This is a genomic window from Mesorhizobium sp. B2-6-4, from assembly GCF_006441495.1.
GTDB lineage: Bacteria > Pseudomonadota > Alphaproteobacteria > Rhizobiales > Rhizobiaceae > Mesorhizobium.
The window spans coordinates 1-22,352 of record NZ_VFUE01000025.1 but is presented as its reverse complement, the minus strand read 5'-3'; the positions used below and the strand labels follow the sequence as shown (position 1 = coordinate 22,352).

General features: G+C 61.3%; 29 protein-coding genes and 1 pseudogene. 12 read left to right on the top strand and 18 right to left on the bottom strand.

The genetic code is table 11. From position 1 onward, the window contains the following. Window positions 1-73: 73 nt before the first annotated feature. From FJ426_RS27035 to FJ426_RS27015, 3 genes are all read right to left on the bottom strand, one after another. Complete coding sequence (locus tag FJ426_RS27035; RefSeq protein ID WP_140497428.1) at window positions 74-1,252, bottom strand: zinc-dependent alcohol dehydrogenase; 1,179 nt, start codon at window positions 1,250-1,252, stop codon at window positions 74-76. A 60-nt stretch (window positions 1,253-1,312) separates the two neighbouring features. Beyond that, window positions 1,313-2,098, bottom strand: coding sequence for an SDR family NAD(P)-dependent oxidoreductase (locus FJ426_RS27030; protein ID WP_140497430.1), 786 nt, complete (start codon window positions 2,096-2,098; stop codon window positions 1,313-1,315). 806 nt (window positions 2,099-2,904) lie between these two features. Next, window positions 2,905-5,238 carry an FdhF/YdeP family oxidoreductase gene (locus FJ426_RS27015; protein WP_140825654.1) on the bottom strand — a complete coding sequence of 778 codons (2,334 nt, stop codon included), beginning with the start codon at window positions 5,236-5,238 and terminating at the stop codon, window positions 2,905-2,907. A 141-nt stretch (window positions 5,239-5,379) separates the two neighbouring features. Here FJ426_RS27015 and FJ426_RS27010 point away from each other — a divergent pair, with 141 nt between their 5' ends. The 7 genes from FJ426_RS27010 (at window position 5,380) to FJ426_RS26980 (ending at window position 9,439) form a co-directional block, all read left to right on the top strand. Further along, window positions 5,380-5,634, top strand: a complete 255-nt coding sequence (locus tag FJ426_RS27010; RefSeq protein ID WP_246675619.1) for a hypothetical protein — start codon at window positions 5,380-5,382, stop codon at window positions 5,632-5,634. Window positions 5,635-5,798: 164 nt separating this feature from the next. Continuing rightward, window positions 5,799-6,272, top strand: coding sequence for a diguanylate cyclase (locus FJ426_RS27005; protein ID WP_348643717.1), 474 nt, complete (start codon window positions 5,799-5,801; stop codon window positions 6,270-6,272). Between the two features lie 138 nt (window positions 6,273-6,410). Further along, window positions 6,411-6,647, top strand: a complete 237-nt coding sequence (locus tag FJ426_RS27000) for a hypothetical protein (RefSeq protein ID WP_140497440.1) — start codon at window positions 6,411-6,413, stop codon at window positions 6,645-6,647. A 476-nt stretch (window positions 6,648-7,123) separates the two neighbouring features. Continuing rightward, the gene (locus tag FJ426_RS26995) at window positions 7,124-7,510 is read left to right on the top strand and encodes a hypothetical protein (RefSeq protein WP_246675618.1); all 387 of its coding nucleotides are present in this window, start codon (window positions 7,124-7,126) and stop codon (window positions 7,508-7,510) included. Beyond that, the gene (locus FJ426_RS26990; protein WP_140515217.1) at window positions 7,507-8,727 is read left to right on the top strand and encodes an Nramp family divalent metal transporter; all 1,221 of its coding nucleotides are present in this window, start codon (window positions 7,507-7,509) and stop codon (window positions 8,725-8,727) included. Before FJ426_RS26995 ends, FJ426_RS26990 begins: the two co-directional genes overlap by 4 nt. Further along, window positions 8,727-9,086: a hypothetical protein gene (locus FJ426_RS26985; RefSeq protein ID WP_140515218.1), complete on the top strand. Its 360-nt coding sequence runs from the start codon at window positions 8,727-8,729 to the stop codon at window positions 9,084-9,086. Before FJ426_RS26990 ends, FJ426_RS26985 begins: the two co-directional genes overlap by 1 nt. A gap of 2 nt (window positions 9,087-9,088) precedes the next feature. Then, window positions 9,089-9,439, top strand: a complete 351-nt coding sequence (locus FJ426_RS26980) for a hypothetical protein (RefSeq protein ID WP_140525121.1) — start codon at window positions 9,089-9,091, stop codon at window positions 9,437-9,439. An 82-nt stretch (window positions 9,440-9,521) separates the two neighbouring features. Here the strand turns inward: FJ426_RS26980 and FJ426_RS26975 are convergent, their stop codons facing one another. After that, entirely contained in the window at window positions 9,522-9,851 is a 330-nt protein-coding gene (locus FJ426_RS26975) for a hypothetical protein (RefSeq protein ID WP_140515219.1), read from the bottom strand. 247 nt (window positions 9,852-10,098) lie between these two features. Here FJ426_RS26975 and FJ426_RS26970 point away from each other — a divergent pair, with 247 nt between their 5' ends. Both FJ426_RS26970 and FJ426_RS26965 read left to right on the top strand, forming a co-directional pair. Next, entirely contained in the window at window positions 10,099-10,845 is a 747-nt protein-coding gene (locus FJ426_RS26970) for a DUF4142 domain-containing protein (protein WP_140561664.1), read from the top strand. A 21-nt stretch (window positions 10,846-10,866) separates the two neighbouring features. Then, window positions 10,867-11,460: a general stress protein gene (locus tag FJ426_RS26965; RefSeq protein ID WP_140497452.1), complete on the top strand. Its 594-nt coding sequence runs from the start codon at window positions 10,867-10,869 to the stop codon at window positions 11,458-11,460. A 138-nt stretch (window positions 11,461-11,598) separates the two neighbouring features. Here the strand turns inward: FJ426_RS26965 and FJ426_RS26960 are convergent, their stop codons facing one another. The 8 genes from FJ426_RS26960 to FJ426_RS26930 all read right to left on the bottom strand — a co-directional run bounded on the left by FJ426_RS26960 (window position 11,599) and on the right by FJ426_RS26930 (window position 17,387). Then, a complete protein-coding gene (locus FJ426_RS26960; protein ID WP_140497454.1) occupies window positions 11,599-11,760 on the bottom strand; it encodes a hypothetical protein in 162 nt (53 codons plus the stop codon). 83 nt (window positions 11,761-11,843) lie between these two features. Further along, window positions 11,844-12,314, bottom strand: coding sequence for a YbhB/YbcL family Raf kinase inhibitor-like protein (locus tag FJ426_RS26955; protein ID WP_140497456.1), 471 nt, complete (start codon window positions 12,312-12,314; stop codon window positions 11,844-11,846). Window positions 12,315-12,448: 134 nt separating this feature from the next. Beyond that, a complete protein-coding gene (locus FJ426_RS31540) occupies window positions 12,449-12,586 on the bottom strand; it encodes a hypothetical protein (protein WP_181167175.1) in 138 nt (45 codons plus the stop codon). Window positions 12,587-12,740: 154 nt separating this feature from the next. Further along, window positions 12,741-13,259 carry a ferritin-like domain-containing protein gene (locus tag FJ426_RS26950; protein WP_140561662.1) on the bottom strand — a complete coding sequence of 173 codons (519 nt, stop codon included), beginning with the start codon at window positions 13,257-13,259 and terminating at the stop codon, window positions 12,741-12,743. 227 nt (window positions 13,260-13,486) lie between these two features. Then, entirely contained in the window at window positions 13,487-14,035 is a 549-nt protein-coding gene (locus FJ426_RS26945) for a DUF6496 domain-containing protein (protein WP_140561660.1), read from the bottom strand. Between the two features lie 120 nt (window positions 14,036-14,155). Next, on the bottom strand, window positions 14,156-14,614 hold the full coding sequence (locus FJ426_RS26940; RefSeq protein WP_140561658.1) for a DUF1772 domain-containing protein: 459 nt from the start codon (window positions 14,612-14,614) through the stop codon (window positions 14,156-14,158). A gap of 86 nt (window positions 14,615-14,700) precedes the next feature. Beyond that, the gene (locus tag FJ426_RS26935) at window positions 14,701-15,366 is read right to left on the bottom strand and encodes a dienelactone hydrolase family protein (protein ID WP_140561656.1); all 666 of its coding nucleotides are present in this window, start codon (window positions 15,364-15,366) and stop codon (window positions 14,701-14,703) included. Window positions 15,367-15,395: 29 nt separating this feature from the next. Beyond that, complete coding sequence (locus FJ426_RS26930; RefSeq protein WP_246675617.1) at window positions 15,396-17,387, bottom strand: erythromycin esterase family protein; 1,992 nt, start codon at window positions 17,385-17,387, stop codon at window positions 15,396-15,398. Between the two features lie 310 nt (window positions 17,388-17,697). On the opposite strand from FJ426_RS26930, the gene FJ426_RS26925 reads away from it, so the two are divergent. Continuing rightward, complete coding sequence (locus FJ426_RS26925) at window positions 17,698-17,889, top strand: DUF2934 domain-containing protein (RefSeq protein ID WP_140497466.1); 192 nt, start codon at window positions 17,698-17,700, stop codon at window positions 17,887-17,889. 81 nt (window positions 17,890-17,970) lie between these two features. Here the strand turns inward: FJ426_RS26925 and FJ426_RS26920 are convergent, their stop codons facing one another. The 5 genes from FJ426_RS26920 to FJ426_RS26900 all read right to left on the bottom strand — a co-directional run bounded on the left by FJ426_RS26920 (window position 17,971) and on the right by FJ426_RS26900 (window position 20,998). Next, on the bottom strand, window positions 17,971-18,399 hold the full coding sequence (locus FJ426_RS26920) for a hypothetical protein (protein ID WP_140515225.1): 429 nt from the start codon (window positions 18,397-18,399) through the stop codon (window positions 17,971-17,973). Window positions 18,400-18,650: 251 nt separating this feature from the next. Continuing rightward, window positions 18,651-19,481, bottom strand: a complete 831-nt coding sequence (locus FJ426_RS26915; RefSeq protein WP_140561654.1) for a sensor histidine kinase — start codon at window positions 19,479-19,481, stop codon at window positions 18,651-18,653. 3 nt (window positions 19,482-19,484) lie between these two features. Continuing rightward, the gene (locus tag FJ426_RS26910) at window positions 19,485-19,685 is read right to left on the bottom strand and encodes a hypothetical protein (protein ID WP_140561652.1); all 201 of its coding nucleotides are present in this window, start codon (window positions 19,683-19,685) and stop codon (window positions 19,485-19,487) included. Between the two features lie 153 nt (window positions 19,686-19,838). Continuing rightward, window positions 19,839-20,612 (bottom strand): Crp/Fnr family transcriptional regulator, encoded by a 774-nt coding sequence (locus FJ426_RS26905; RefSeq protein WP_140685200.1) that lies wholly within the window; start codon window positions 20,610-20,612, stop codon window positions 19,839-19,841. Further along, window positions 20,609-20,998: a response regulator gene (locus FJ426_RS26900; protein WP_140561649.1), complete on the bottom strand. Its 390-nt coding sequence runs from the start codon at window positions 20,996-20,998 to the stop codon at window positions 20,609-20,611. The genes FJ426_RS26905 and FJ426_RS26900 overlap by 4 nt, the downstream gene beginning before the upstream one ends. A gap of 229 nt (window positions 20,999-21,227) precedes the next feature. Between FJ426_RS26900 and FJ426_RS26895 the strand changes: the two genes are divergently transcribed. After that, a complete protein-coding gene (locus FJ426_RS26895) occupies window positions 21,228-21,449 on the top strand; it encodes a hypothetical protein (protein WP_140497477.1) in 222 nt (73 codons plus the stop codon). 121 nt (window positions 21,450-21,570) lie between these two features. Here FJ426_RS26895 and FJ426_RS26890 read toward each other — a convergent pair whose 3' ends face one another. Then, window positions 21,571-21,870, bottom strand: coding sequence for a DUF1236 domain-containing protein (locus FJ426_RS26890; protein ID WP_224519082.1), 300 nt, complete (start codon window positions 21,868-21,870; stop codon window positions 21,571-21,573). A gap of 194 nt (window positions 21,871-22,064) precedes the next feature. Between FJ426_RS26890 and FJ426_RS26885 the strand changes: the two are divergent. Further along, window positions 22,065-22,352: pseudogene (locus tag FJ426_RS26885) on the top strand (hypothetical protein); the annotation flags it as partial.

The following is a 22,352-nucleotide window of genomic DNA, read 5'->3' as shown; positions in this document are numbered from 1 at the left end:
GCCAATGCCGATCGGGCGGGCGTCCAACGGATGCCGGGAATGAGACAGCTCTTGCCTCTGGAACCGCGACATCTCAGCCATGCGGCCGCATAACCACCTTGATGCAACCATCCTGCTTGTCTCGGAAGGTCTTGTAGAGGTCCGGCCCGGCTTCGAGCTCGGCTCTGTGGGTGATGACGAAAGACGGGTCGATCTCGCCATTCTGGACCTTGGCCAGAAGTGGTTCGAGATAGCGCTGGGTATGGGTTTGGCCCATTCGGAAGGTCAGCCCCTTGTTCATCGCGGCGCCGAACGGGATGTGATCGACCAGGCCGATATAGACGCCGGGAACCGAGATGGTGCCGCCCTTGCGGCAGCAATAGATCGCCTCTCGCAGCACATGCGGCCGATCGGTGCCGAGATAGACGGCGGCCTTCACCTTGTCGAGCATGGCGTCGGCGCTGGCGCCGGGGTCGGATTCAGTGCCGACGCAGTCGATGCAGCGATCCGGGCCGCGGCCGTCGGTCATCGCCATCAGCGCGTCGTAGATATTGGAATTGCTGAAGTCGAGCGTCTCTGCTTTGCCGTGTTCACGCGCCATGGCCAGCCGCTCAGGCACCTTGTCGATGGCGATGACGCGGCCGGCGCCGAGCATCCACGCGCTCTGGATGGCGAATTGGCCAACCGGGCCGCAACCCCATATCGCGACCGTATCGCCCGGCTCGATGCCGGCGTTCTCTGCCGCCATGTAGCCGGTCGGGAAGATGTCGGAGAGAAACAGCACCTGTTCATCTTCCATTCCCTCCGGCACCTTGATCGGACCGACATCGGCGAACGGAACCCGCAGATATTCCGCTTGTCCGCCCCAATAGCCGCCGACAAGATGCGAATATCCGAAAAGGCCGGCCGGCGATTGACCCATCGCTTCGGCGGCCTGTTTTGCGTTGGGATTCGAGCGGTCGCAAAGCGAAAACAGCCCGTTCTGGCAAAACCAGCACTCGCCGCAGGAAATGTTGAACGGCACCACCACCCGGTCACCCTTCTTGAATTTCGAATGGCCCTGACCAACCTCCACCACTTCGCCCATCGTCTCGTGGCCAAGCACGTCGCCCGATTTCATCGTCGGCATGTAACCGTTCATCAGGTGGAGGTCGGAGCCGCATATGGCGCAGCAGGTAACCTTGATGATCACGTCGCGGTCGTCCTCGATGACGGGATCGGCCACTTGGTCGCAGCGTATGTCGCCTTTGCCGTGCCATGTAAGGGCTTTCACGATGTTGCTCCTGAGTTTCGAGGGCGCGTTTCTCGTGCGTGGCGCCGAAGATGCCGCCGGTCAGTCCTGGGACGCCGAGCCCGGCGCAGCCATCTCGCGGTGCTGTTCGGCCAGCGTACCCGCTGGCGTGACATGCGCAGCGGCGACCTGCAGCTTGTTCTTCCAGCCGCTGACCACCTGTTCTTCGCCAGTCATCATCGCTTCGTAGCCGGCCTTGGCAACGTCGGCCGGATTGTCCTTCTCGTCGGTGCCGACCTTGGTGTCCATCATCTCGGCGCGTTCGAAGAAGCGTGTCTGCGTGGCGCCGGGCATCAACACGGTCACCGTGACGCCGGTGTCCTGCAATTCGTGACGCAAGGCGATCGCGAAGGAATCGATGAATGCCTTGGTGCCGTTGTAGACGGCTTGGAAAGTCCCGGGCATGAAACCGGCGATCGACCCGGTGAAAAGAATGCGCCCGCGCCCGCGGCGAGCCATCTTGGCGCCGAGTTCATGCGCGAGATACACCGTTCCGGTGATATTGGTGTCGATGATGCGCCGGATCTTCCCCCAGTCCTGGTCGACGAAGCCATTGCCGAGCCCGCGTCCAGCGTTGAGAAACAGCAGGTCGATGTCACGCTCGCCAATTCGGGAGATCAGCCGATCCACGCCTTCGACGGTCGCGAGATCGGCCTCGACGGCTTCGACTGCGATATTATGTGAGCCGAGTGCCTCGGCGGCCTGCTGGATTGCCGGTTCATCAGCCGCAACGACGAGATTGTAGCCATCCTTCGCGCAGAGTTTCGCAAGTTCCTTGCCTATGCCGCTCGAGGCGCCGGTGACCACTGCGAGTTTTGCATCCGTCATGATTTCCTCCGTCGTGCCGGCCGAACCAGCAGAGGAGATGATTGTTCCGTGGATCGGTATCGTCCGGTCGGCGCCTGTCGGGAGTCTGACTTCTGCTCTTGGCCGGGCGATGGATTTTCGGAATTCGGGCGGGAACAACCGGATGGTCCCGCAGTTCGGCGCGTGCAGGAGGAACATGATGCAACATGCTGATAAGATCGCGCTCCGGCGTGTGAAAATGCTGGTCGAGCAATATGTGCTGACCAGGAGCAGGCGATATGATTTCGTGTCGACGGAGTTGGCTTGCAGGGCCATTCGTGAGGTGATGCGCAGCCCGATCGAAGATGCCGAACTGGATCGCATGTTGGCCAGAAGCGCGGCCAGGCAGGGGCTTTCGGTGCGATTCGACCGGATGGAAGCTTGGCAGGCTGCTTCGCCATCTCCCACCGAAGGAGTATCGATATGAGAGCCGTGTTGCTGATGCTGGCACTGGTCTGTCTGGCCGGGTGCAACAATCCCGATCCCGACAAATCCAAAGCGGATACGAACAGTCAGCCGGTCGACAAAAACCCCACAACCGACACGAACCCCACCCCACAAACCACCACCGGCGGAGATCAGCAAGGCACCCAACCGGCCCAGCCGGCATCCCCTAAGCCGGCTGGCGGCTAGCTACCGGCCTGGCCCACCAGACTGGGACCGCCATAGAGCAGTTCATCGTCTGCGGAAACGGCTAACCACTCTGTGTTGTTGTTTTTGCGCAATTCCTAAGGGAAAGCGCACCGCGCTTTTCCCCGGAAAGCCGTACACACTTTTCCTGGATTGCTTTAGTGGCGCGCCGAGCTTCTCGTTCTGGGTTCCCTGGCAACAATTCTGACGGGTACCGATTTGACGGCGGGGACGTGAGCCTTCTTGGCCCGGTGCCACAGAGGAACCAGGGGATTGAGTTCCGGATAATAACCGGCGCAGTTGCCTTCGGGCACGGAGTAGGGGGTGATGCGCAAACCTCGAACCCGCCGCTCCACGCCATCATCGGCATGGGTTTCCAGATCGATTTCCTGCCCGGCGCTCAATCCGAACCGCTGAATGTCGGCCTCGTTCATCAACAGGACCATGCGTGTGCCGTGTATGCCGCGCAGTCTGTCATTGTACCCATAGACGGTGGTATTGAACTGGTCATTGGAGCGCACCGTTATCAGCGTCAGCACATTGTGACCCGAAACATCGATGTCCGGGTCTGTTTCAAGCGTCGTCGGCAGCTTGAAATTGGCTTTCTTGTTCGGCGTCTCCCAGACCCGTTTCGAGGCCTTGATATCGCGGTGAAAGCCTGCCGGCGTCAGGAACCGCTTGTTGAACTCACGAAAATGCTGCGGGTAACAACGCTCGATCTCATCGCGGATAAGGGAATAATCGGCGACCCATTTATCCCACGGGATCGAACTCACCCCCGATACGGTGGCCTTGGCCAGTTCCGCCACGATCTTCGGTTCGGAAAGCAGATGCGGTGAAGCCGGCGGACGCGAACCGAAGGAGCCGTGGATACAGGCGGTGGAGTCCTCCATCGAAACGGTCTGGTCGCCGCTCGCCTGATGGTCCCTTTCCAGCCGCGACAGGCAGGGCAGCAGATAGGTCACCGCCCCTGGCAGCAGATGGCTGCGGTTGAGCTTGGTGGCGACTTCGACATGCAGCCCAAGCCGACGCCATGCTTTCTCGATCAGGCCGGTTTCGGGAACGGCGCGAACGAAATTGCCGCCGAGTCCGATGAAGCCTTTCACCGAGCCGGCGATGACGCCCTCGCAGGCCTCGACCGTGTCGAGACCCTTCTCGCGTGGCGGCTCGAAATCATAGAACCGGGCGAACTTGTCGAGCGGAACGAGCTCGGGCTTTTCGGATATGCCGACAGTGCGCTGGCCCTGGACATTGGAATGGCCGCGCAGCGGTGAAATGCCGGCGCCGGGCTTTCCCATGTTGCCGCGCATGAGCAGCAGGTTGCATAGCATCTGGACGTTCTCGGTACCGTGCCGGTGCTGTGTCAAACCCATGCCGTAATTGCCGATCACCGCGTTGGAGCGGCTGTAGACTTCGGCAACATGTTCGAGATCCGCCTGCGCAATTCCCGAGCGCCTGACGATGTCCTCCCACCTGGCGGCCCGCAGGTAAGCTTCGAATTCGGCAAAACCATCCGTGTGCTCGGCAATGAAATCGACGTCGAGGACACGCGGATCCCCGTGTTCCCATGCCGCGTCGTCGAGCGCCAGCACCGCCTTGGCGATGCCGGTCATGGCGGCGATATCGCCGCCGCTGCGGACCTGGAAGAAGTCGCTGGACATCTTCGTGCCGGGGCCCGGCGACAGCATCTCAAGGGGATCTTGCGGATTCTTGAAGCGCTTCAGCCCCCTTTCCGGCAAGGGATTGAAGGTGAACACCGGCACCCCACGTTGACGAGCCTCTTGCAGCGGATGCAGCAGCCGCGGCGCCGTCACCCCGGTGTTGTGGCCAAAAAAGAACATCATGTCGCACTGGGAGAAGTCCTCGAGCTGCACGGTTCCAACCGGCGAGCCGATCGATTCGGGCAGCCCGACCGATGTCGATTCGTGGCACATGTTGGAAGAATCGGGCAGGTTCGATGAGCCATAGATACGCGCAAAGAGCTGATACATGAACGAAGCCTCCAACGAGGCCCGGCCGGATGTGTAGAAGACGACCGATTTCGGATCGAGCCGCCGAAGCTCCATCCCGATCTCGAGGAATGCGTCATCCCAGGAAACCGGTTCATAGCGGTCGGTGACGGCATTGTAGCGCAGGGGATCCGTAAGCCTGCCCTGTTTTTCGAGCTCACGATCCGGCCAGTCGAGCAGTTCGGTGACCGTATGTCGTGCGAAGAAATCCGGGCCGCAACGCAGCTTCGTCTGATCCCACATGGTCGCCTTCGCGCCATTTTCGCAGAACTCGAAGGGCCGCGGATCGGCCGGCTTGGCCCATGAACAGGAAACGCACATGTAGCCATCGGCCTTGTTCTGCTTGAGCAGCGTGCTCCATATGCCCGACATCAGCAGGCCTTCGCCGTATGCCTTGCGGACCAATGACCTCAGGGATCCCCATCCGCCCGTGGGATGGTTGTATTTTTTTGTTTCGATACGGTCGGTTACGGCAGGTTTCATCGAGATCGTCCTTGAAGAACCATACCGAACCTCGCCCGTCACCGATTGTTCCCGCGGCTCCGTGCAGTGTTGGGGTCGGATCTTGCGGGTCGAAGCCGACGCGACCGAGGAGCGATCGCGGCCGGTCGTGGAACTATTTTCGTGATCGGCTGTTCGGCTTGGGAAGGGAGCCTGGCAATGGTGCGACGCAATGCAGTGCTTTCGCTCGTGATAGCCGCCATCATCATCATCGGCTTCCTCATAGGATTTCTCTATGCCGACATGGGCTGGCATACCTCGCCACTGAAGCGGGCGCCTGAACAGAACCGGGGCGGTAACGCGCCGACGGATACTTCGCCAGCCGCGGGTGTCCGGAAAAATCCCCAGGAAAACACCGAAATGCCGGGGCAGCAGTAGCGACCTCGAACGGGATCCCGCGCGAAAGGATGTCATGCTGTCAGATCCTACCGTGCTGATCTTGATGTATTTCCTGCTGCCGGTCTGGTTGGCCGCCGGATTTGCCGACTGGATCTGCCATCGCGCCTCTCACATCGAATCGACGACAGGCGCCAAGGAGGTCGTTGATCCACCTTCTGATGTTCGCCGAGGTCGGAATACCTTTGCTGGCCGCCATGTTTCTTGACGTGAATGCTCTCATCATTCTCATCATGATCGTCACCTTCTTCGTCCACGAGGCGACAGCGATGTGGGACGTCAGCTACGCCACCACCGCCCGCACCGTCACGCCGATCGAGCAGCACGTTCACAGCTTCCTGGAGATGATCCCGCTGATGGGGCTGGTCAGCGTCATTTCCCTCCACTGGGGACAGTTCCTCGCCTTGTTCGGGGCGGGGACGGAAACCGCGCGCTTCGAACTTGTCTGGAAATCGCAGCAGCTGCCGGTGACCTACATTGCCTGCGTGATGGCCGTGATCCTGATTTTCGAACTGCTTCCCTATCTGGAAGAGCTCGTCAGGGGATTGCGGGCCAATGCCGGGAAACTGATCCCGTCGAAGGCCAGGCGAGGGGATCCGGGCCAGACGACATTGCGTTGACGTGATCGCGCAGCGACACTCCTCCGGCCACTGGCATCGGATATCCAGCCGGTCTGCAATGCCAGGATCGTTGTGCGGAACATTTCTGTCGGGCGAGCCATTGAGAGAGCGGCCACGGCAGCGATGGGGAGTGCGACGATGGGATTTCTATCCGACCTCGACAAGAAATTGACGGACAATGTCTACGAACATGGCAGCCAGCTCACCGATTCCGCCGCGGATCTCCCGCAGACGGTCGGCGAAATTGTCGAACGGCTGATGCCTTTCGTCCAACCTGAGGCGCGCGAGACGGTCAAGGCTCAGATTCTGGGCCTGATCCACGAGTACAAAGCCGAGCGCACCCGGAGCGCCGCCGAGCAGGATCATCCAGACTGAACTACCCGTTCTGGTCTATCGCGTGAGGCGCCGGCTGGCTGCCGCCCCCGCTGCCCGATGTATCGCGCCCGAACCATATCCAAGCCGCGACAAGCACAATCACCACGATGGCTATCCAGGCAATGAGACGGGGCATCGAGGGGTCCTTCCCTGCCAGTCGATCGTTCGGGCGGCGCGGCGATCAGGATGGAAGTCGAACCGCCCGCCTCCTCGTTAATCCGATTGCCGATCCTTTGTTCCGCTCGAGCTGGTCCCCGTCGCTGCCGCTTGGCACCTGCCGCGGCCGACAGGCTTGCACTCCGTGCTGGGCTCGATCGTGGCCTCGGTTGACGGGGAGGGCGGGCGCGCTAGATCAAAACTTACGCCGAACATGGTTTTCGTTGGTGGGGGAGGTCATTCGTGTGGCGGGTCCAACGCCGGATCTAATTCTTAGCGGTCGTCGCCTTGGCCGCAACAGCGCATGCCTGCTGTTGCTCATGGCCATGTCGACCGCGTGCTCGTCCTCGGACCAGATCGAACAGCAATCCCGAACTGCCGCCTCGACGGCGCAGACCGTATCAATGACGCTTGACGCCTGGGCGGCGGGAGCTGCCCCTTCCAAATATGCTTCGGGCACGCTGCAATCGGCCGGCACGACACTGACCGATATCGACGCGAAGATCCGATCGGCCACTACGGCTGAACCTGCCGAGCAGGCTGCGTTGGCGGAGGCGGTCAAGGACCTGTCGATCGCGGTGAACCGCGCCCAGGCGGGAGTGCAAGCGGACCGCCGCCCGCAAGTGCAGGAGGCTCAAGAAGATATTCGGACGGCCACGCGCTCCCTGGCCGCCGCTTACTTCAGATATTTCGCGCCGAAGCCATGAAGAAGCTCCTGGAAATATCGCTGGGCATCGTCACCAGTGTTGGCGGCTTCCTGGAAGTCGGATCGATGGCGACGGCAGCCCAGGCAGGTGCGACCTTCGGGTTTCAGCTGATCTGGGCGGTGGTTCTCGGCACCATCTGCATCATTTTTCTGGTCGAGATGGCCGGCCGGTTTGCCGCCGTGAGCCATCACACGATCTCTGACGGGATCCGGGAACGATTTGGCTTCAACGTTTCGCTATGGCCATTGCTTGCCGCCCTGCTGGTCAATTTCATGGTGCTGTCCGCCGAGATCGGTGGTGTTGCCATCGCGCTCGAACTTGCCACCGGCATTGGCTTCCAATGGTGGGCTTTACCCGTGGCTTTGATGGCATGGCTGTTGCTGTGGAAAGGCACGTTCGGGCTGATCGAGAAAGGCGTGTCGATACTCGGCCTCGTGACGCTGTGCTTCGTGGTCGCAGCGGTGATGCTGAAGCCCGATTGGACAGCTGTCGCGTCCGGCGCGGTGCCTACACTGCCGACCCATGATGCGGCGAGTTACTGGTTCATGGCGGTCAGCATCCTTGGCGCTTCGATATCGCCTTACCTGTTCATGTTCTATTCCTCGGGGGCGATCGAGGACCAGTGGGACAGAAGCTATCTCGGAACCAATCGGGCCATCGCCGGACTGGGCATGGCCTTTGGCGGCACCATTTCGATCGGCGTCTTGATGGTGGCCGCGCTCGTGCTTGCAACGCACGGCATCGATCAGGTCGACGACTATCATCAATTACCGTTGATGCTGATCCCGATATTCGGCTTCTGGGGGTTCGTCCTGTTCGTTGCCTCGCTCGCCATCGCTTGCTTCGGCGCCGCACTCGAGGTTGGGCTGCAACAGGCTTATCTGGTGGCGCAAGGGTTTGGATGGAACTGGGGCGAAAACCTCAAGCCACGCGACGATCCTGGCTTCAGTGCCGTCTACACTGTATCATTGTTTCTGGCCGCCATCCCCATCATGCTTGGGCTCGATCCGCTGAAGCTCACCATTTTTTCCATGGCGCTGACCGCCGCCAGCCTGCCGCTGACGGTAATTCCTTTCCTTTTCCTGCTGAACGACAAGCGCTATGTCGGCGAGCACCGCAACGGCATTGTCTCGAATGCCGCGGTGATCTTCATCATCGGGCTTGGTTTCGTGCTCGCCGTGGTGACCATTCCCCTGCAGATATTCGGAGGCACGTGATGGATTTGCTGCGCGACATCCTCGACAAGCAGATCGTCGACCGCGAGCAGGTCAAGATCGGCAAGATCGACGGGCTGGTGGCGGAGTTGCGGCCGGGCAAGCCGCCGAGGATCATCGCGGTCGAACTCGGCTCCGTCACCTTGGCGCGTCGCCTGGGCGTACGGCCAGGGCGTTGGATGACGCAACTCGCGGCAGCGTGGGGCGGCAAACGCCATCGCAAGCCGCACCGGATCGCCTGGAAGAAGGTCCAGGACATAGGCGTCGACATCCAGTTCGATATCGATGTGCGCGAAACCTCGATCTTCGCCTGGCAGGACTGGCTGCGCGACCATGTCATCGGACGCATTCCGGGAGCTTGATGATGTCCACCGTCAACCTCGAGCATCTGGCCGGACGACGCGTTCTCTCGCGGCAAGGCGAAAGCATCGGCTATATCGAGGAGATACGAGCCGAACCGGCCGGCGACGACTTCGTCGTTACCGAATTCCATGTCGGTATCTACGCCGCTTTCGAGCGTCTCTCGGCCTCGACCATCGGTACGGCGGTGCTGGATTTCTTCCGGCTGCGCCGTCGCGACGGCCTGTACCGTATTCCCTGGGACAAGCTCGACATCTCCGATCCTGCACGGCCGCGGCTGCTGTGTTCGACAACGGAACTTTCCGGCATGAAGGGCGCCCCCGAATTTCATCCACGAGCGAGGCAGGATCGATGACGACCCAGGCGGACGGCCGCGCGAAAGTGCTTGAACTCAGCCAAGGGTTGTCTGATGCTGTCTGCACTCAGGATGATGCGCCTTACCGCAGCAGGCTGGCTGCCAGGAACACCGCGGCCGCTATCAGCACGACGGCCGCAATCATCATTAGCGGCCAGTTGCTGCGGGGCTGCAGTTCGGGCTCGTTCTCCACCGGCCGCATCGCGTTGGCGAAGCTGGCATCGTTTTCGAATTTTGGCCGGAGAGAACGCTGCGGACCTGCTTCAGTGACCGGGTTCTGCGTGTCCGCCGCCTCGGCGTCGGTCTCGAACGGGGCAACTGCAGGATCGAATCCGGGCGTTTTGTCCCGTGTGGCTCCGGCCTGAACTTCTCCCCTGGCTGCGGCAGGTGTGGAATTTGAAATCTTGGCCATGAACTCTCCTCGGAACCCAATTCGGCAAGTTCGCTCGGTCGACAGATTGACGCTCATGGGTCGCATTTAAAATCAAATCTCGCAGCCGCCGATTTGTTCCGCGCCGCGGTCCCGATGTTGAAGGTCTCCTGGCCGGCTGTGGGGCCTGTCCGAAGGCGCTTGCAGCGCATCGCACGGCGCCGGAACAAAGCCCATCCTGGCTTGTTAGGGCGCATCGTAAGTTCGCGCATCGACAAGGACAAAGCCAATGAAAACGCGACACCTTCTTGCCTCGCTCGCCGCTGCTTCCATGCTTATCGCAATGCCTGCTTTGGCTGCTGCCGACAGCGCCCAGGATTTCGTCGACAAGGCCACCGTCGGCGGCAAGTTCGAAGTCGACTCAAGCAAGATTGCCCAGGACAAGGCCCAGGATCAAAGCATCAAGAATTTCGCGCAGACGATGATCCGGGACCACGGCGCGGCCAACGCCAAGCTGGAAACGATTGCCGGCGAACAGAAGTTGAAGATGCCGACGGCGCTCGATGCGCAGCATCAGGCCGATCTGGATAAGCTCCAGAACGCACAGCCGCCAATCGATCCGGCCTATGTGGACATGCAGCGCAAGGCGCACGCCGATGCCGTCAATCTGTTTGAAAGCTACGCCCGCGACGGCGACAACGCGGCCCTCAAGACGTTCGCCCAGCAGACGGTCGATACGTTGAAGATGCATCGGCAGATGATCGAAAAGATCGCCGCCGGCCAGGACTCCATCACGGGAGCGACAACGCCCGCTGTGAAAACCACGAACACGCCCAATGCCGCGGCCCTGGTGCCCGGCGCAAACAGTTTCACCGAGACCCAGGCAAAGAGCCGCATCGAGGACGCCGGCTATTCCAATGTGTCGAAGCTTGCCAAGGACGATCAAGGCATCTGGCGCGGCCAGGCGACCAAGTCAGGCCAAAGTGTCGCCGTCGGGCTCGACTATCAGGGCAACGTCGTCGCCGACAGCAAATGAGCCCGATCAGGAGATATCAAAATGAAAACCGTAACTGCACTGTTCGACAACTATGACGACGCAGCCGACGCGGTCGGCGAACTGGAAGCGTCCGGAGTGCCACATTCCGATATCAGCATCATCGCCAACAACTCGGATGGCTGGTACGAGAGAGATCGTTCCGAAGCCGCTGAAGATGCCGCGAGCGGTGCAGGGATAGGGGCCGTGGTCGGTGGCGCCGGCGGTTTGCTGACAGGGTTGGGCGTCATGGCCGTTCCGGGCGTCGGACCTGTGGTTGCGGCCGGATGGCTTGCCGCTACCGCCACCGGGGCGGTTGCCGGCGCGGTGGCTGGTGGTGCGGCGGGCGGTATCATTGGCGCTCTGACGGATTCGGGCGTTTCCGAAAACGATGCAAATGTCTATGCAGAGGGCGTACGTCGTGGCGGTACGCTGGTGACGGCCAAGGTGGACGATGGGCTTGTTCCGGAAGCCGAGGACATTCTGGGTCAGTCCAGCTCGGTTGACGTGATGGAACGCCGCAGGGCTTACGAGGCGGATGGCTGGACCGGCTTTGACGTCAACGCGGGCGACTATGTCCCTGAGCGCGACGGCGGCAGGGCAATAAACCGGCCCTGAAGAACAAGCCTGCCAGGGCGGCGGGGCACTTTGCAGCCAGGCCGGCGTGGGTGCCTCGCCCGAAATTTGATCTTCGGGACATGTGCGAGGGATGTTTGGACCGCTGATCGAGTTTGCTGTGGGCCACAGTAGCTACAATCAATCCTTGTCCTGATGATAGAGCCGATCGGTGGCTCGATCGCTTTCTCTGCGTTCTGCGGGACCGCGGCGACGTCGAGTGACAATGACGTAGGCCAGCAATACGAGCAGCAACAATGGCCCGCCGGCGACGACGATCAACCACATGACGCTTTCAAACATGGGACGTCTCCTTTCCCTCACAACCGGCAAGGAGAGGAACCGTTCCGCGCGTGGACGACGGCGCCCGGATCAACTGCCTTCAATTACCGGCCACGTTCGTAGGTTCCGACGAGTTCTGCCTGCTCCAGCAAATGTTTTTGCGCCTCCTGCCAGATACGCTCCACGCCCGTGCTTGCGGGGATAGCAAGGTTCGGCGTGTCGAGCGCCGCCAGCCGGAAGTGGTAGTGATGGACACCGTGGCCCGCAGGCGGTTCAGGGCCGTCGTAATAGGCGTTGCCGAAATCGTTCCGCGCTTGCCTGAGGGCCTGTGGACCCGGTCTGCCGCTTTCCGCTTCGGGCAACTCCTGCACCTCCGGCGAAATGTTGAACACCCCCCAATGGCCGAACATTCCGCTCGGCGCGTCGGGATCCTGGACGACAAGGACGAGGCTCTTTGTGCCGTCCGGTACCCCGGCCCACTTCAGAGGCGGAGATACGTTCTTGCCGTCACGAGTATAGGCTTCGGGGATCTCTCCGCCGTCGGCAAAGGCGGGGCTGCTGAGCGTCAGGGGCATGGTTCGCACTCCTTTGGGGAACATTCGATCGCATCACCGCCGCCTCGCAAAGCGTGCCGGAATTGTTTGCGGTCATCGAATTGCTTTGCGAGCACGTTCCGGCGCGGCTAAGCGCGCTGCGGCTCGAAAGGATTCTAAGATCCCGTCATAAGCGGCTTGAGGACGAATATGGCCAAGAGGCCAATAAAAAACACGGCGGCGATCACGACACCCCAGGTGATGAGCTTTCCGGTACCGCGTTGCTCTTCCTCGCGAGACAGGTCTTCCGGCATTGCGCGGATCCTCCTGTAAGGTTCGATGATTTTAACAACCTGTTTTGTCGAGGTCCCGGCAGCCAAATCCAGAGCAGGACCCGCAGTTCAACTCGAACACACCCCGCTCTGGACAGGAAGGCTGCCGGGCGCTTAGCGCCGGGCTGCCCCGCGGCTAAGCGGCTTTCTCAAGAGCGCGCTCATTGACCCCGCCTTCGCCTAAGCCTGTAAGCGCTTCATCGGTTGCCACTTCCTCTTTGAGCGTCTCGTTGAGGAGCTTGACCGCGTCGCTCTTGCCAAGCTGTTCAGCCCACGCGATCAACGTGCCGTAGCGTGCGATTTCATAGTGCTCGACCGCCTGTGCCGCTCCGACCAGTCCTGCATCCAATGCTGGGTCGCCCTTATAGTCGTCGAGAATCTCCGTCCCCTCTTCGAGAATGCCGTCGATTGCCGGACAGGTCTTGCCGCGGGCTGGCTTGTCCATCAGGTCGAACACCTGTTCGAGGCGGTCGACCTGGCCTTCGGTTTCCACGCGATGTTTCTCGAACGCCGCCGCGACCTCCTCGGACTCGGCACCCTTGGCCATCTTGGGCAGCGCCTTTAGTATTTTCTTTTCGGCGTAATAAATATCCTTCAGCCCGTCGAGGAACAGGGCTTCCAGCCCTTTCGTCGCCGCCTTCTTCGCAGTCGCCATGTTTTCGTCTCCCTAAGGTTGTCATGAAAGCTCCACCACCGGTGTAGCTTTTCATAACCTTGAACACGGGCCGTTGTTCCCGCCGGATCGAGACAAAGACAAGGACGGCCGTATCTCACACGATCGCACTGTCCCAGCCGCCATAGTGCGCATCGCTTGAGGCTGGCTGCGGTCCAGCTACCTGTCACCAGCCGGCTGGAGAGAGCGCGCAGCGGGTTTTCGATCTTCTAGCTTTGGCCCGCACGCGTGCTGGCGGCCTTCTGCGCTGCTTTCTTTCTTCCGGCAGCACCCTTGGTGTGGACCGCCTTGCGTGCGGCGGCGGACCGGCCGGCAGCGCCCTTCGTCTCCGACGCTTTCTTGGCTGCGGCCGAGCGCTCCTCATCCGTCCGGCGCGACGCCGCCTGTTTGGTCTGTCTTGAGAGCGCCTCATGGGATGCCGTGCTCTTGGGTTCGTGCTTGAGAACCTCGGAAACGGCCTTCGAGACCTTGGGGCGGCGTTTTGGCTTGCGTTCGCCCTGGCCAACTTCATAGGCGTATTCGGCGCTCTTGCGGGTGCTCTCCTTGACGCTTCGTTTCTTGGGCGGAGGCAGGTCGACGCCTGCGCGGCGCGCCTCCGAAAGGCCGATGGCGATCGCCTGCTTGGTCGAGCGCGCACCGTGCTTGCCGCGACGGACCTTCTCGATCTCCTCATGCACGAATTCGCCGGCCTGCGTGGTGGGCGATTTGCCTTCGCGCTTGTCTTTTTTCGCTTTCTCGATGGTTCTCTTATCCGGCATCGCTTTCTCCTTGTTGGATATAGCGCGACAGATGGCGGTGCGACGTCGCGACCTCCAGAAAACCCAACGCATCGATGGCGCGAATGATCCGGAGGAAAAGAGACTTTCTCCGGCGAGGATCTACGGGCCGGCCGGACGCCACGAGAGCGCCGACGTCGTCGTGAGGCAGAGCGCTGCGAATACAATCGCAGTATTTGCCGCATGGGAATATTCCCATTGCTGCCTGAGCGCTTCCCAGTTTGCAGGAACTATCGTCCAGTTCTGCGTCGCCTGGTTGGCAGGCAGCGTCCAGACAACGAAGATCGCGAGCATGATCGCGAAACACAGCGCCGCAAGCAGGGCGAGCCAAAAGGGCCAAGCCTGTGAGCGCACGGAGATCGCCAACAATGCGTTCACGATCAGCGCGGCAGGCCAGAGCAACCCGAGGATCGCCCATCCGTAATAGATACCTTGGACGGTGAAATATTCCGGCTGCGGCAGAGATATCTTGTTGGGAAGAGCGGCGAGATGGGCCCCTGCCGGGATGAGCGCGAGGGCCGAAATGACAATGGCGAGAAATTGCAGAACCCTGACTGTCATGGAAACTTCTCCGCGGAATGATCTTTAACGCGCCGACGACCCAATCGATCTGGCTCTCTGATGAGGCGATGGCGTTGGCGCCGGCGTCACGCGGGCAGTTGGCGCAGGAACCATTGAATCGCGAGGTCCGCGACTTTTTCCAGCGCGCCGGGCTCCTCGAACAGGTGCGTCGCAGCCGGAACGATGGCGAGCTCCTTTTCACACCGCAGCGCCGCGAACGCCGAACGGTTGAGCGCGATCACCTGCGTGTCTGCGCCGCCGACCACGAGCAGCGTTGGTGCCCGGACGCGGGGCAGGGCAGGTGCCGCAAGATCCGGACGCCCGCCGCGTGAGACGACGGCGGCCGCCCGATCCGGACGTTCGGCCGCAGCTATCAGCGCCGCGGCAGCCCCTGTGCTCGCGCCGAAATAACCGACGCGCAGCGCCGACGTTTCCTCGGACATGTGCAGCCAGTCGGTAACCTGAACCAGTCGATCGGCGAGCAAGCGGATGTCGAACCGCAACTCGGCGGTAATCTGGTCGATACGTTCCTCTTCGGTCGTCAACAGGTCGATGAGCAACGTGGCGAGTTCCGCCTCGTTCAACCGTCCGGCCACATAGCGGTTGCGCGGGCTGTGCCGGCTGCTGCCGCTGCCGTGAGCGAAGAGGACGAGCCCACGGGCTTCCTGCGGCAGCGACAGGTTGCCCGCGAGCATTGCGCCGCCGGCGGGAACCTGCACGGCCTTCTCGTTTGTCTTCAGGACTGAGACCATGGCGATCTCCATCTCAACTGGATCGGTCCCTAAACCCCGAACGGATAGGTCTCCGCGAGCTCGCCGGCGTCCCATTGCGAGCTGCGCTCCAGCGGCTCAACCGCCCGCGTCTCGTCGAAATGCAGCAGCATGTCGAATTGCGCGGCAAGGTCGGCATGGAAGTAGTGGCTGGCCCGTTCGGTCTCAGGGCGGTAGATGACGCCGATCGCGCGCTCCAGGAGCCGTCGCGGCAGGGCTTCGCCGTCGCCGCGCAGATCGAGCTGGAAGCGATCGGCCGGGACAGCATGCAGTAGCGCCTCATAGCTGCGCGCCAGGGCAGGCCGGACAGCCTTGCGCTCCGCGGGGCCGTCCCAGTTCGATGCCGCCGTCACCGTTCCTTGATACGTCGTGAAGCCGACGAGAAAGGCGTCGCGCTGATGCTTTTCGCGGATAAGCTGTCCGAGGTTGATCTCGCCATGCAGGCTCCTGTCTGTCGCCCTGGCGTCGCCGAGATGGGAGTTATGCGCCCAAACCACGATCTTCGGCGATCGCCCGAGCCGGCCGAGATGAGCGGTGAGAGCGTCGAACGTCTCGGCCATGTGCCGATCACGCAGGTTCCAGGTCGATTCGGGCGCCAGGAACATGGCGCGATAATAGGCCTCCGCATTCTTCACCAGGCGGGCGTTTTGCTGCGCCGCGAAGAGTTCGTCCGCGATGGCGCCTTCGCGTGGCTCGGCCTTCGCCGGGCGCCGCTTCAGCATCTCGACCAGCTGTGCGACCACAGCCTCCTGGCAAGATTTGTCGACCTCATTGCCGGCTATGAAGCCATAAGCCTGCGGGTCAGGGCCGAAATGATCGAAACAGGCATAGCGGCGACGCGCGATCTCCGCCGCGGCCGGGTCGGCCTTTTCGAGATAGCGCAGCACCGCCTTCATCGCGCCATGCAGGGCATAGAGGTCGAGCCCATAGAACCCGACTTTCGGATTGCCCTTGCCGGGCGCTTCATTGTGCCGGCGCAGCCATTCGACAAAATCGACGACGACCCTGTTCCGCCACATCCAGGTCGGGAAGCGTCGGAAATCGGCGAGCGCCTCTTCGGCGTCGATATCCCCGCCTGTTCCCTGAACATAGCGGTTGACCCGGTATGTGTCGGGCCAGTCGGCTTCGACAGCGACGGCGGCAAAACCCTGCTCCTCGATCAGCCGCCGCGTGATCCGCGCGCGCTCCTCATAGAATTCGTGTGTGCCGTGCGAAGCTTCACCGAGCAACACAAAGCGCGCCTCGCCGATCGCCGCCAAGAGCTCGTCGTAGTCTCGCGCGTCTCCGGAGAGCCGAACGACGTGCTTGTGCAATCGGTTTGCCGTATTCTGCGGCGCATCGCGGCCGGACGGTGCGGTTGGTCGCCCCGCCTTGGCGAGAAGGGCGCGGACCTCGTCGTCGCTGGTTTGGGAGAAGTCTTCATACCAGCGCCCGACGCCGATGAGCGGCTGCGGCGTCGTCGCACAGACGACCTCGTCTGCCTCGCTCTCCATCGCCTCGCAGGTGTCGGGACTGCCGACCGGAACGGCCGCAACTATACGGGCAGGCCGCTTTTCGCGCAGCGCCCTGACCGCCGCGCGCATGGTCGACCCAGTGGCGAGCCCATCGTCCACGAGAATGACGATTCGATCCTCCACAAGGAGCGGTACCCGCTCGCCGCGATAGAGGTGCTCGCGGCGTAAAAGCTCCCTCTCCTCGCTGGCAGTGACCGCATCGATGACGTGGGCCGGCACAGCGAGGCCTTCCACGATCTCGTCGTTCAGGACGCGTACGCCGGAGGTCGCGATTGCGCCCATGGCCAACTCTTCGTAACCGGGAACGCCGAGCTTGCGCACGACGAAAACGTCGAGCGGTGCCTTCAATGCCTGTGCGACTTCGTAGGCGACAGGCACGCCGCCGCGCGGCAGCGCCAGCACGGTGACATCATCGCGCGCTGCGAAGTGGCCGAGCTTATCAGCGAGAACGCGTCCTGCCTCGCGACGATCCGAAAAGACAATAGTCATGATCTCAAGCCCAATATTTGCGCCGCGCCCACCCTTTGGGGTCCCGCTGCAAGGCTTTGATTGGCCGAGGCCACACGGGGCGGCAAGGCGTGGCGCAGGCACATCATTGGCGTGTTCGTCGCCAAGAGTTCGAGCGGCGGGCATTCCCAAGTCATCCATCACTGCGCCGATGCTCGGAAACGGCCTAATCCCCCAAGGGTTCCGTGTCGCTCCGGTGCGGCTAGTCCGGATCGCTCCAAAAGCGTTGCCTTTGTTTCCGGAGGGAACAAAGCGGCCTGCCGGAGATTGGGGCACGCAGGAGGAGTTTCCAATGGACAAGGAAGAACTCATAAAGCGACGAGCCTACGAGATCTGGGAGCGCGAAGGCCGCCCGCCGGGCCGAGAGCAGGAGCATTGGGACCAGGCCGTGCAGGAAATAGAGGCGGAAGGATCGGAAGCCGAGCGCGGTCCGGTGGTGCCCGATCCGACCATCGGCAGCGGGTCGGAGCCTCGAAGCTCCTGAAGCGACGTCACTTGCCGCCAAGGAGGAAAAATGCGTCGACCGACTGTTCATTCCGTCGACGCATTCGAGATGGCGTCTCGGTCAACGTCCGAGCAGCGCCCTGAGCCTGGCGAAGATATTGAAACCTTCGCCCATGGCGGCGCGCACGCGAACGGCGACCCACCCGGCTTTCATGGTCGCACCGACGTGGCAATCGCAGACGATGTTGTGCAACTGCCAGTTGGACAGTTCGAAAAAGCGCTTTGCCTCGCCATAGGTGTCGCCTTCCAGACCCTGCGCCCGCAGTATCGGATCTTCGAACGCGACGCTGATGGGGGATTGCACGCAGTAGGCGTTTTCGCGCATGTCGGGGCTCATATATTCGGTGCCCGGAAGCGCTCCGAGGCGCCGTTCAGGATGACGCTCAAGAAGACTTGCCCAGCGCTCCAGGCGTTGGTTCCGCGTCATTGTCGGGCACACCGTATCAACTTCCGCGATTGCGTGTAGTTGTTCGAGTGTATGGGACTTCATGGTCAGCTCCTGTTGATCCAGGTTCCTCCCGCTTCAAGGTGAGTCGCGAGATCACGACAGCGCGCTCGCCGTCGCCGCGCTCCGAACTCTTTGTTGTCGCTGAAGTTCCATCATTTTGAGAATTTCAAGGCCGGTGCGCGGCAGCTCGGCAAACCCCGGGGCCGTTGCGTCACCTCGGTCGGTGCTGGGTCAGCCCCTTCCAACGCCACGCTCCTGGCCCCGGCCGCCCTTCGGCGCAGGAGTGTCGGTGTTCAATGCTGGAGATCGTCGGGCGGCTCCTCCAGGCTCCTGCTGGGGTGAATTTCGTTCGAGAGGGGGATATCCATCGTGCAGATCACCTCGGCATCGGTGAAGCGCAGCGAGCCAGCTCCGCCGATCTCATAGGGCACCACCTTTTCGATCAGCTCGGATCCGAAGCCGCGTCGCGCAGGTATTGCTGCCGGACCATGCAGGTCCTCGATCCAGCGGATCTTCAGCTCCTGTCTGGCGGGCGTGCCACCCACTTTCCAGCTTACGCTGATTGATTTGTCGGCTGCCGACAGCGCGCCATATTTCATCGAGTTGGTGGCGAGTTCGTGGAACGCCAGGCCCAAGGTCTCCGCCGTCTTTCCGGACAAGGAAATATCCGGGCCATCTATGGTGAACTGATCTTCCGTCCGGCCGCCTTGGGACGCAAGCTCGTCAAGGACAAGCATGTCAAGCTGCACGGTGGCCGAGGCCGATCGCATCAGCACATTGTGCGTGCGTGCAAGCGCATTGATGCGGCCCTCGAGGTGAAAGGCGTAGTCCTCGACATTGTCGCTGTTTTCAACCGACCGGCGAGCGATCGAACGGACAATGCTCAACGTGTTGCGAACGCGGTGCTGCAATTCGGCGGCAAATGCCTTCGTCGCCTGGAGGCGGTCGCGTGTGACCTGGAGTTCGGCTTCGAGCCGGGCGATATGATCGTCACGTTCGTCCATCTGTTCATCGACATGGCTGAGCCGCATCGACGCGGAAGCATCGCGTTCTTCGGCGGACACACCTTGCGGACGGGAGAATGTACCCGTGACGTCTTTCTTGGGAGGTCTTTTTCCAGCCACCTGTCAGTCTTTCAACCGTTCCTCGATCATGCGCGGTGCCAAGCGCATCGTCTCGTCGGCCTTTGGCTCGCGTTCACGCGCCCAGAATTGGCTTTCGTGCCGCCGCGCGCGGTTTTCAGCCGGCGAAAATGATACCGTCGAGCCGGCAGGAGCATTAATGCCGCCGCTGTCGGTAGAAATATGGAGGGCGATCGCAGCGGCCAACTCCCCAGCGGATCGATCGTACCTGCCGATCCGCCGATCAAATCGCGCTTGGCCATCGCTCGCTACCGCTTCCGGTCACGCCGAACCGGCAGAAGCCGGCCAGGTTCCCTCTGAAGTTTCATTTTGCGCTCCACTCGATGAGCCCGTGCCTGGTCATGCGAAAGGCTCCCTGACGTCCAACAGATGAAGGTAGTCAGGATTGAAAAAGGCCGCCGCCTCCAGTTTCGCCAAATTCTTAATCGTTACGGTGCCGTTGTTGAACGAAATGAGGCCGTCGCGCCTGAGATCCTGAAGCGTACGGTTGATGTGCACGTTCGAAAGACCGAGCGTATCGCCCAGGGTCGCCTGGGTTACCGGTAGGGTATAGCTCTTGCCGGCCGTTTCACCAATTGCGTGAAGCCTGTGAAACAGCTCGCAAAAAAGGTGCGCCATCCGTTCATAAGCAGTCCGCTGGCCGATGTTGACGACCCACTCGCGGGTGATCGCCTCGTCGAGCAGCGTGGTCCACCAGAGCGCACGCGTAAGATTGGGATAGCTGTTGGTGAAGCCGAGGATGGCGCTCTGCGGGATCGCCGCAACCTTGGAGCGGCTGAGAGCACCGATCGAGTGGTCCATGCGCCGCAGCAGGAACACGTGAAGATCGCAAAGGTCGCCCGGCACCAAATAGGCAAGGATCTGTCGCCGACCGTCTTCGAGAATCTTGTAGCGGCAGGCAAATCCTTCGAGCAGCAGGTTGACCCCGCCTGTCCGGTCGCCCCTTTGGATGACGTCATCGCCGGCGGCGAATTCGGCGACCTTTGTTGTCGCGCTCTCGATGGCGTCGCATTCTTCCACGGACAGGACCGTGAAATTGGACAGCTTGCGGATAAGCGGGTGCCGCGCGGTCTTCGCTCTCAGGCCAACCGCCGGCTCGCTTCTCTCGTTCATCGCGTATCGTGTGCCGTCGCGGCAACGAACTCGACAATGCTGCCGAATTCCAGAGGCTTTTCAAATCGCCTGATCCCGCCGAGCTCTGCTGGAATGGCCGTCTGATCATAGCCGGTGGCGAAGGCGATCGGAACGCCTTTCGCCAACGACTCGCGGGCAATCTCGAATGTCTGCTCGCCGCGCAAGTTGATATCGAGAATCGCAAAATCGCATTGACCGCTGTTCAGCAATTCGATTGCGGGCTCGACCGTGGCGACCGGGCCGAGCACTATCGCCCCTTGTGTGACGAGAGCCTTACGCAGGTCATCGGCGAGAAAATATTCGTCTTCCACGATCAAAACGCGAATCCCGCCCAGAAAGGCTGATCTCGCCGCTTCCCCGTCCATGGTGCAAGCACTCTCCCTTTGCGGCGGCCATCACTTGGGACACTACACCGCAACCCGCTGCACTCCCAGTTATATTTCCACCGATGCAGCGGAGGTGAACTCCAAAGCCACCGCCAGCCCCTATTCCTGAATCGACATCTTTTTCGTCTGCCGTTTTAACAATTGTGATGGCAGGTTTCGGTGACCGTCAACACAGTGAGAAAAACGGGGAAATAAGGAGGAGGAACCGATGCCTGTGATCGATATGACCTCGAAGGAACTGATCCGGGCCATCGATCACTACATCAATTCCCGCAGAAATCTCGAATGGCCAATTTCCACGGCGCAGGCGGTGTCAGCCATCCGTTACGAACTGCCAGAATGCACTCTCTCCGACAAAGAACTGGCGGACATTGTTGCCAGCTCAGCAATTCAAAAGCATCGCAACATCGCATTTGACCTGCAGTCGTAGCCATGCTCATGCATGTCGCCCAAAACGCCTCGGTTTGGAACAAAGACATGCATGAAAACAGAAACCTGACACAGGTCGCCCGCCTCGACGCATGCCGGGGCGGGCGCTTTGGAACATGCGGTCATTGAAGGACCTGGACGATTTTCCGGGTTTCCGGGTCGACCAGAACTGTTCGATTGTCGACCACGACGTAGCGGTATTTCACATCGGGAACTTCATGAAGTTCGACCGTATCAGGCACGGTGGATCCGACATTGAGTTCCACGCCGGGCAGCTGGACCGAGGCCAGCGGCTGCTTCTTCACATACTCCTTGATAACGGTTTCTTGCTCCGGCTGGATGACCACATCTTGCGCCGCGGCCGCTCCGGCCCCCGCAAGAAACAGGATGCCCACTGCCGTTCCCAGTAGATATTTTTCCACTTCTGTCTCCATCAGATGTTGGGCAGGGCGCCAAGCCGACGACGCCACCGGCGTTTCGGCAGGTGCGCCCCATGCGCCGAACTTCGCAAAATGCCGGCAGTTCCATCCGCTCCGGAATATATTAGCCTTCGGTGGAACAATCACGGGGTGGCAAAGTTTTGCCGCGAAGGGACTGCCATCCTAGGAGATTTCCCATGAGAACCACTCTGATCACCAGCATGTTAGCGCTTACCCTCGGATGTGGGGCGGCAATCGCGCAGACCCAGCAGCAGTCGGGCGAAGCGGCCCAATCGGGTGGGGCAGACACTTGCGCAGCCGGCTCGGCCAATTGCCAGAAGGGCGGCAGCACCGAGCAGCAGACGCAAGGCAAGGCCGGCATGAAGACCGACGAGCAGGCGCAAGGCAAGGCCGGAGCGAAGACCGATGAGCAGGCGCAGGGCAAGGCGGGCGTAAAGACCGACGAGCAGGCGCAAGGTAAGGCC

What these genes read in the sequence shown, in the direction of transcription:
- FJ426_RS27030 (WP_140497430.1), bottom strand. Translation starts at nt 2,098, where the DNA reads ATGACGGATGCAAAACTCGCAGTGGTCACCGGCGCCTCGAGCGGCATA.
- FJ426_RS27015 (WP_140825654.1), bottom strand. Translation starts at nt 5,238, where the DNA reads ATGAAACCTGCCGTAACCGACCGTATCGAAACAAAAAAATACAACCAT.
- FJ426_RS27000 (WP_140497440.1), top strand. Translation starts at nt 6,411, where the DNA reads ATGGGATTTCTATCCGACCTCGACAAGAAATTGACGGACAATGTCTAC.
- FJ426_RS26995 (WP_246675618.1), top strand. Translation starts at nt 7,124, where the DNA reads ATGGCCATGTCGACCGCGTGCTCGTCCTCGGACCAGATCGAACAGCAA.
- FJ426_RS26990 (WP_140515217.1), top strand. Translation starts at nt 7,507, where the DNA reads ATGAAGAAGCTCCTGGAAATATCGCTGGGCATCGTCACCAGTGTTGGC.
- FJ426_RS26985 (WP_140515218.1), top strand. Translation starts at nt 8,727, where the DNA reads ATGGATTTGCTGCGCGACATCCTCGACAAGCAGATCGTCGACCGCGAG.
- FJ426_RS26980 (WP_140525121.1), top strand. Translation starts at nt 9,089, where the DNA reads ATGTCCACCGTCAACCTCGAGCATCTGGCCGGACGACGCGTTCTCTCG.
- FJ426_RS26975 (WP_140515219.1), bottom strand. Translation starts at nt 9,851, where the DNA reads ATGGCCAAGATTTCAAATTCCACACCTGCCGCAGCCAGGGGAGAAGTT.
- FJ426_RS26970 (WP_140561664.1), top strand. Translation starts at nt 10,099, where the DNA reads ATGAAAACGCGACACCTTCTTGCCTCGCTCGCCGCTGCTTCCATGCTT.
- FJ426_RS26965 (WP_140497452.1), top strand. Translation starts at nt 10,867, where the DNA reads ATGAAAACCGTAACTGCACTGTTCGACAACTATGACGACGCAGCCGAC.
- FJ426_RS26960 (WP_140497454.1), bottom strand. Translation starts at nt 11,760, where the DNA reads ATGTTTGAAAGCGTCATGTGGTTGATCGTCGTCGCCGGCGGGCCATTG.
- FJ426_RS26955 (WP_140497456.1), bottom strand. Translation starts at nt 12,314, where the DNA reads ATGCCCCTGACGCTCAGCAGCCCCGCCTTTGCCGACGGCGGAGAGATC.
- FJ426_RS31540 (WP_181167175.1), bottom strand. Translation starts at nt 12,586, where the DNA reads ATGCCGGAAGACCTGTCTCGCGAGGAAGAGCAACGCGGTACCGGAAAG.
- FJ426_RS26950 (WP_140561662.1), bottom strand. Translation starts at nt 13,259, where the DNA reads ATGGCGACTGCGAAGAAGGCGGCGACGAAAGGGCTGGAAGCCCTGTTC.
- FJ426_RS26945 (WP_140561660.1), bottom strand. Translation starts at nt 14,035, where the DNA reads ATGCCGGATAAGAGAACCATCGAGAAAGCGAAAAAAGACAAGCGCGAA.
- FJ426_RS26940 (WP_140561658.1), bottom strand. Translation starts at nt 14,614, where the DNA reads ATGACAGTCAGGGTTCTGCAATTTCTCGCCATTGTCATTTCGGCCCTC.
- FJ426_RS26935 (WP_140561656.1), bottom strand. Translation starts at nt 15,366, where the DNA reads ATGGTCTCAGTCCTGAAGACAAACGAGAAGGCCGTGCAGGTTCCCGCC.
- FJ426_RS26930 (WP_246675617.1), bottom strand. Translation starts at nt 17,387, where the DNA reads ATGACTATTGTCTTTTCGGATCGTCGCGAGGCAGGACGCGTTCTCGCT.
- FJ426_RS26925 (WP_140497466.1), top strand. Translation starts at nt 17,698, where the DNA reads ATGGACAAGGAAGAACTCATAAAGCGACGAGCCTACGAGATCTGGGAG.
- FJ426_RS26920 (WP_140515225.1), bottom strand. Translation starts at nt 18,399, where the DNA reads ATGAAGTCCCATACACTCGAACAACTACACGCAATCGCGGAAGTTGAT.
- FJ426_RS26905 (WP_140685200.1), bottom strand. Translation starts at nt 20,612, where the DNA reads ATGAACGAGAGAAGCGAGCCGGCGGTTGGCCTGAGAGCGAAGACCGCG.
- FJ426_RS26900 (WP_140561649.1), bottom strand. Translation starts at nt 20,998, where the DNA reads ATGGACGGGGAAGCGGCGAGATCAGCCTTTCTGGGCGGGATTCGCGTT.
- FJ426_RS26895 (WP_140497477.1), top strand. Translation starts at nt 21,228, where the DNA reads ATGCCTGTGATCGATATGACCTCGAAGGAACTGATCCGGGCCATCGAT.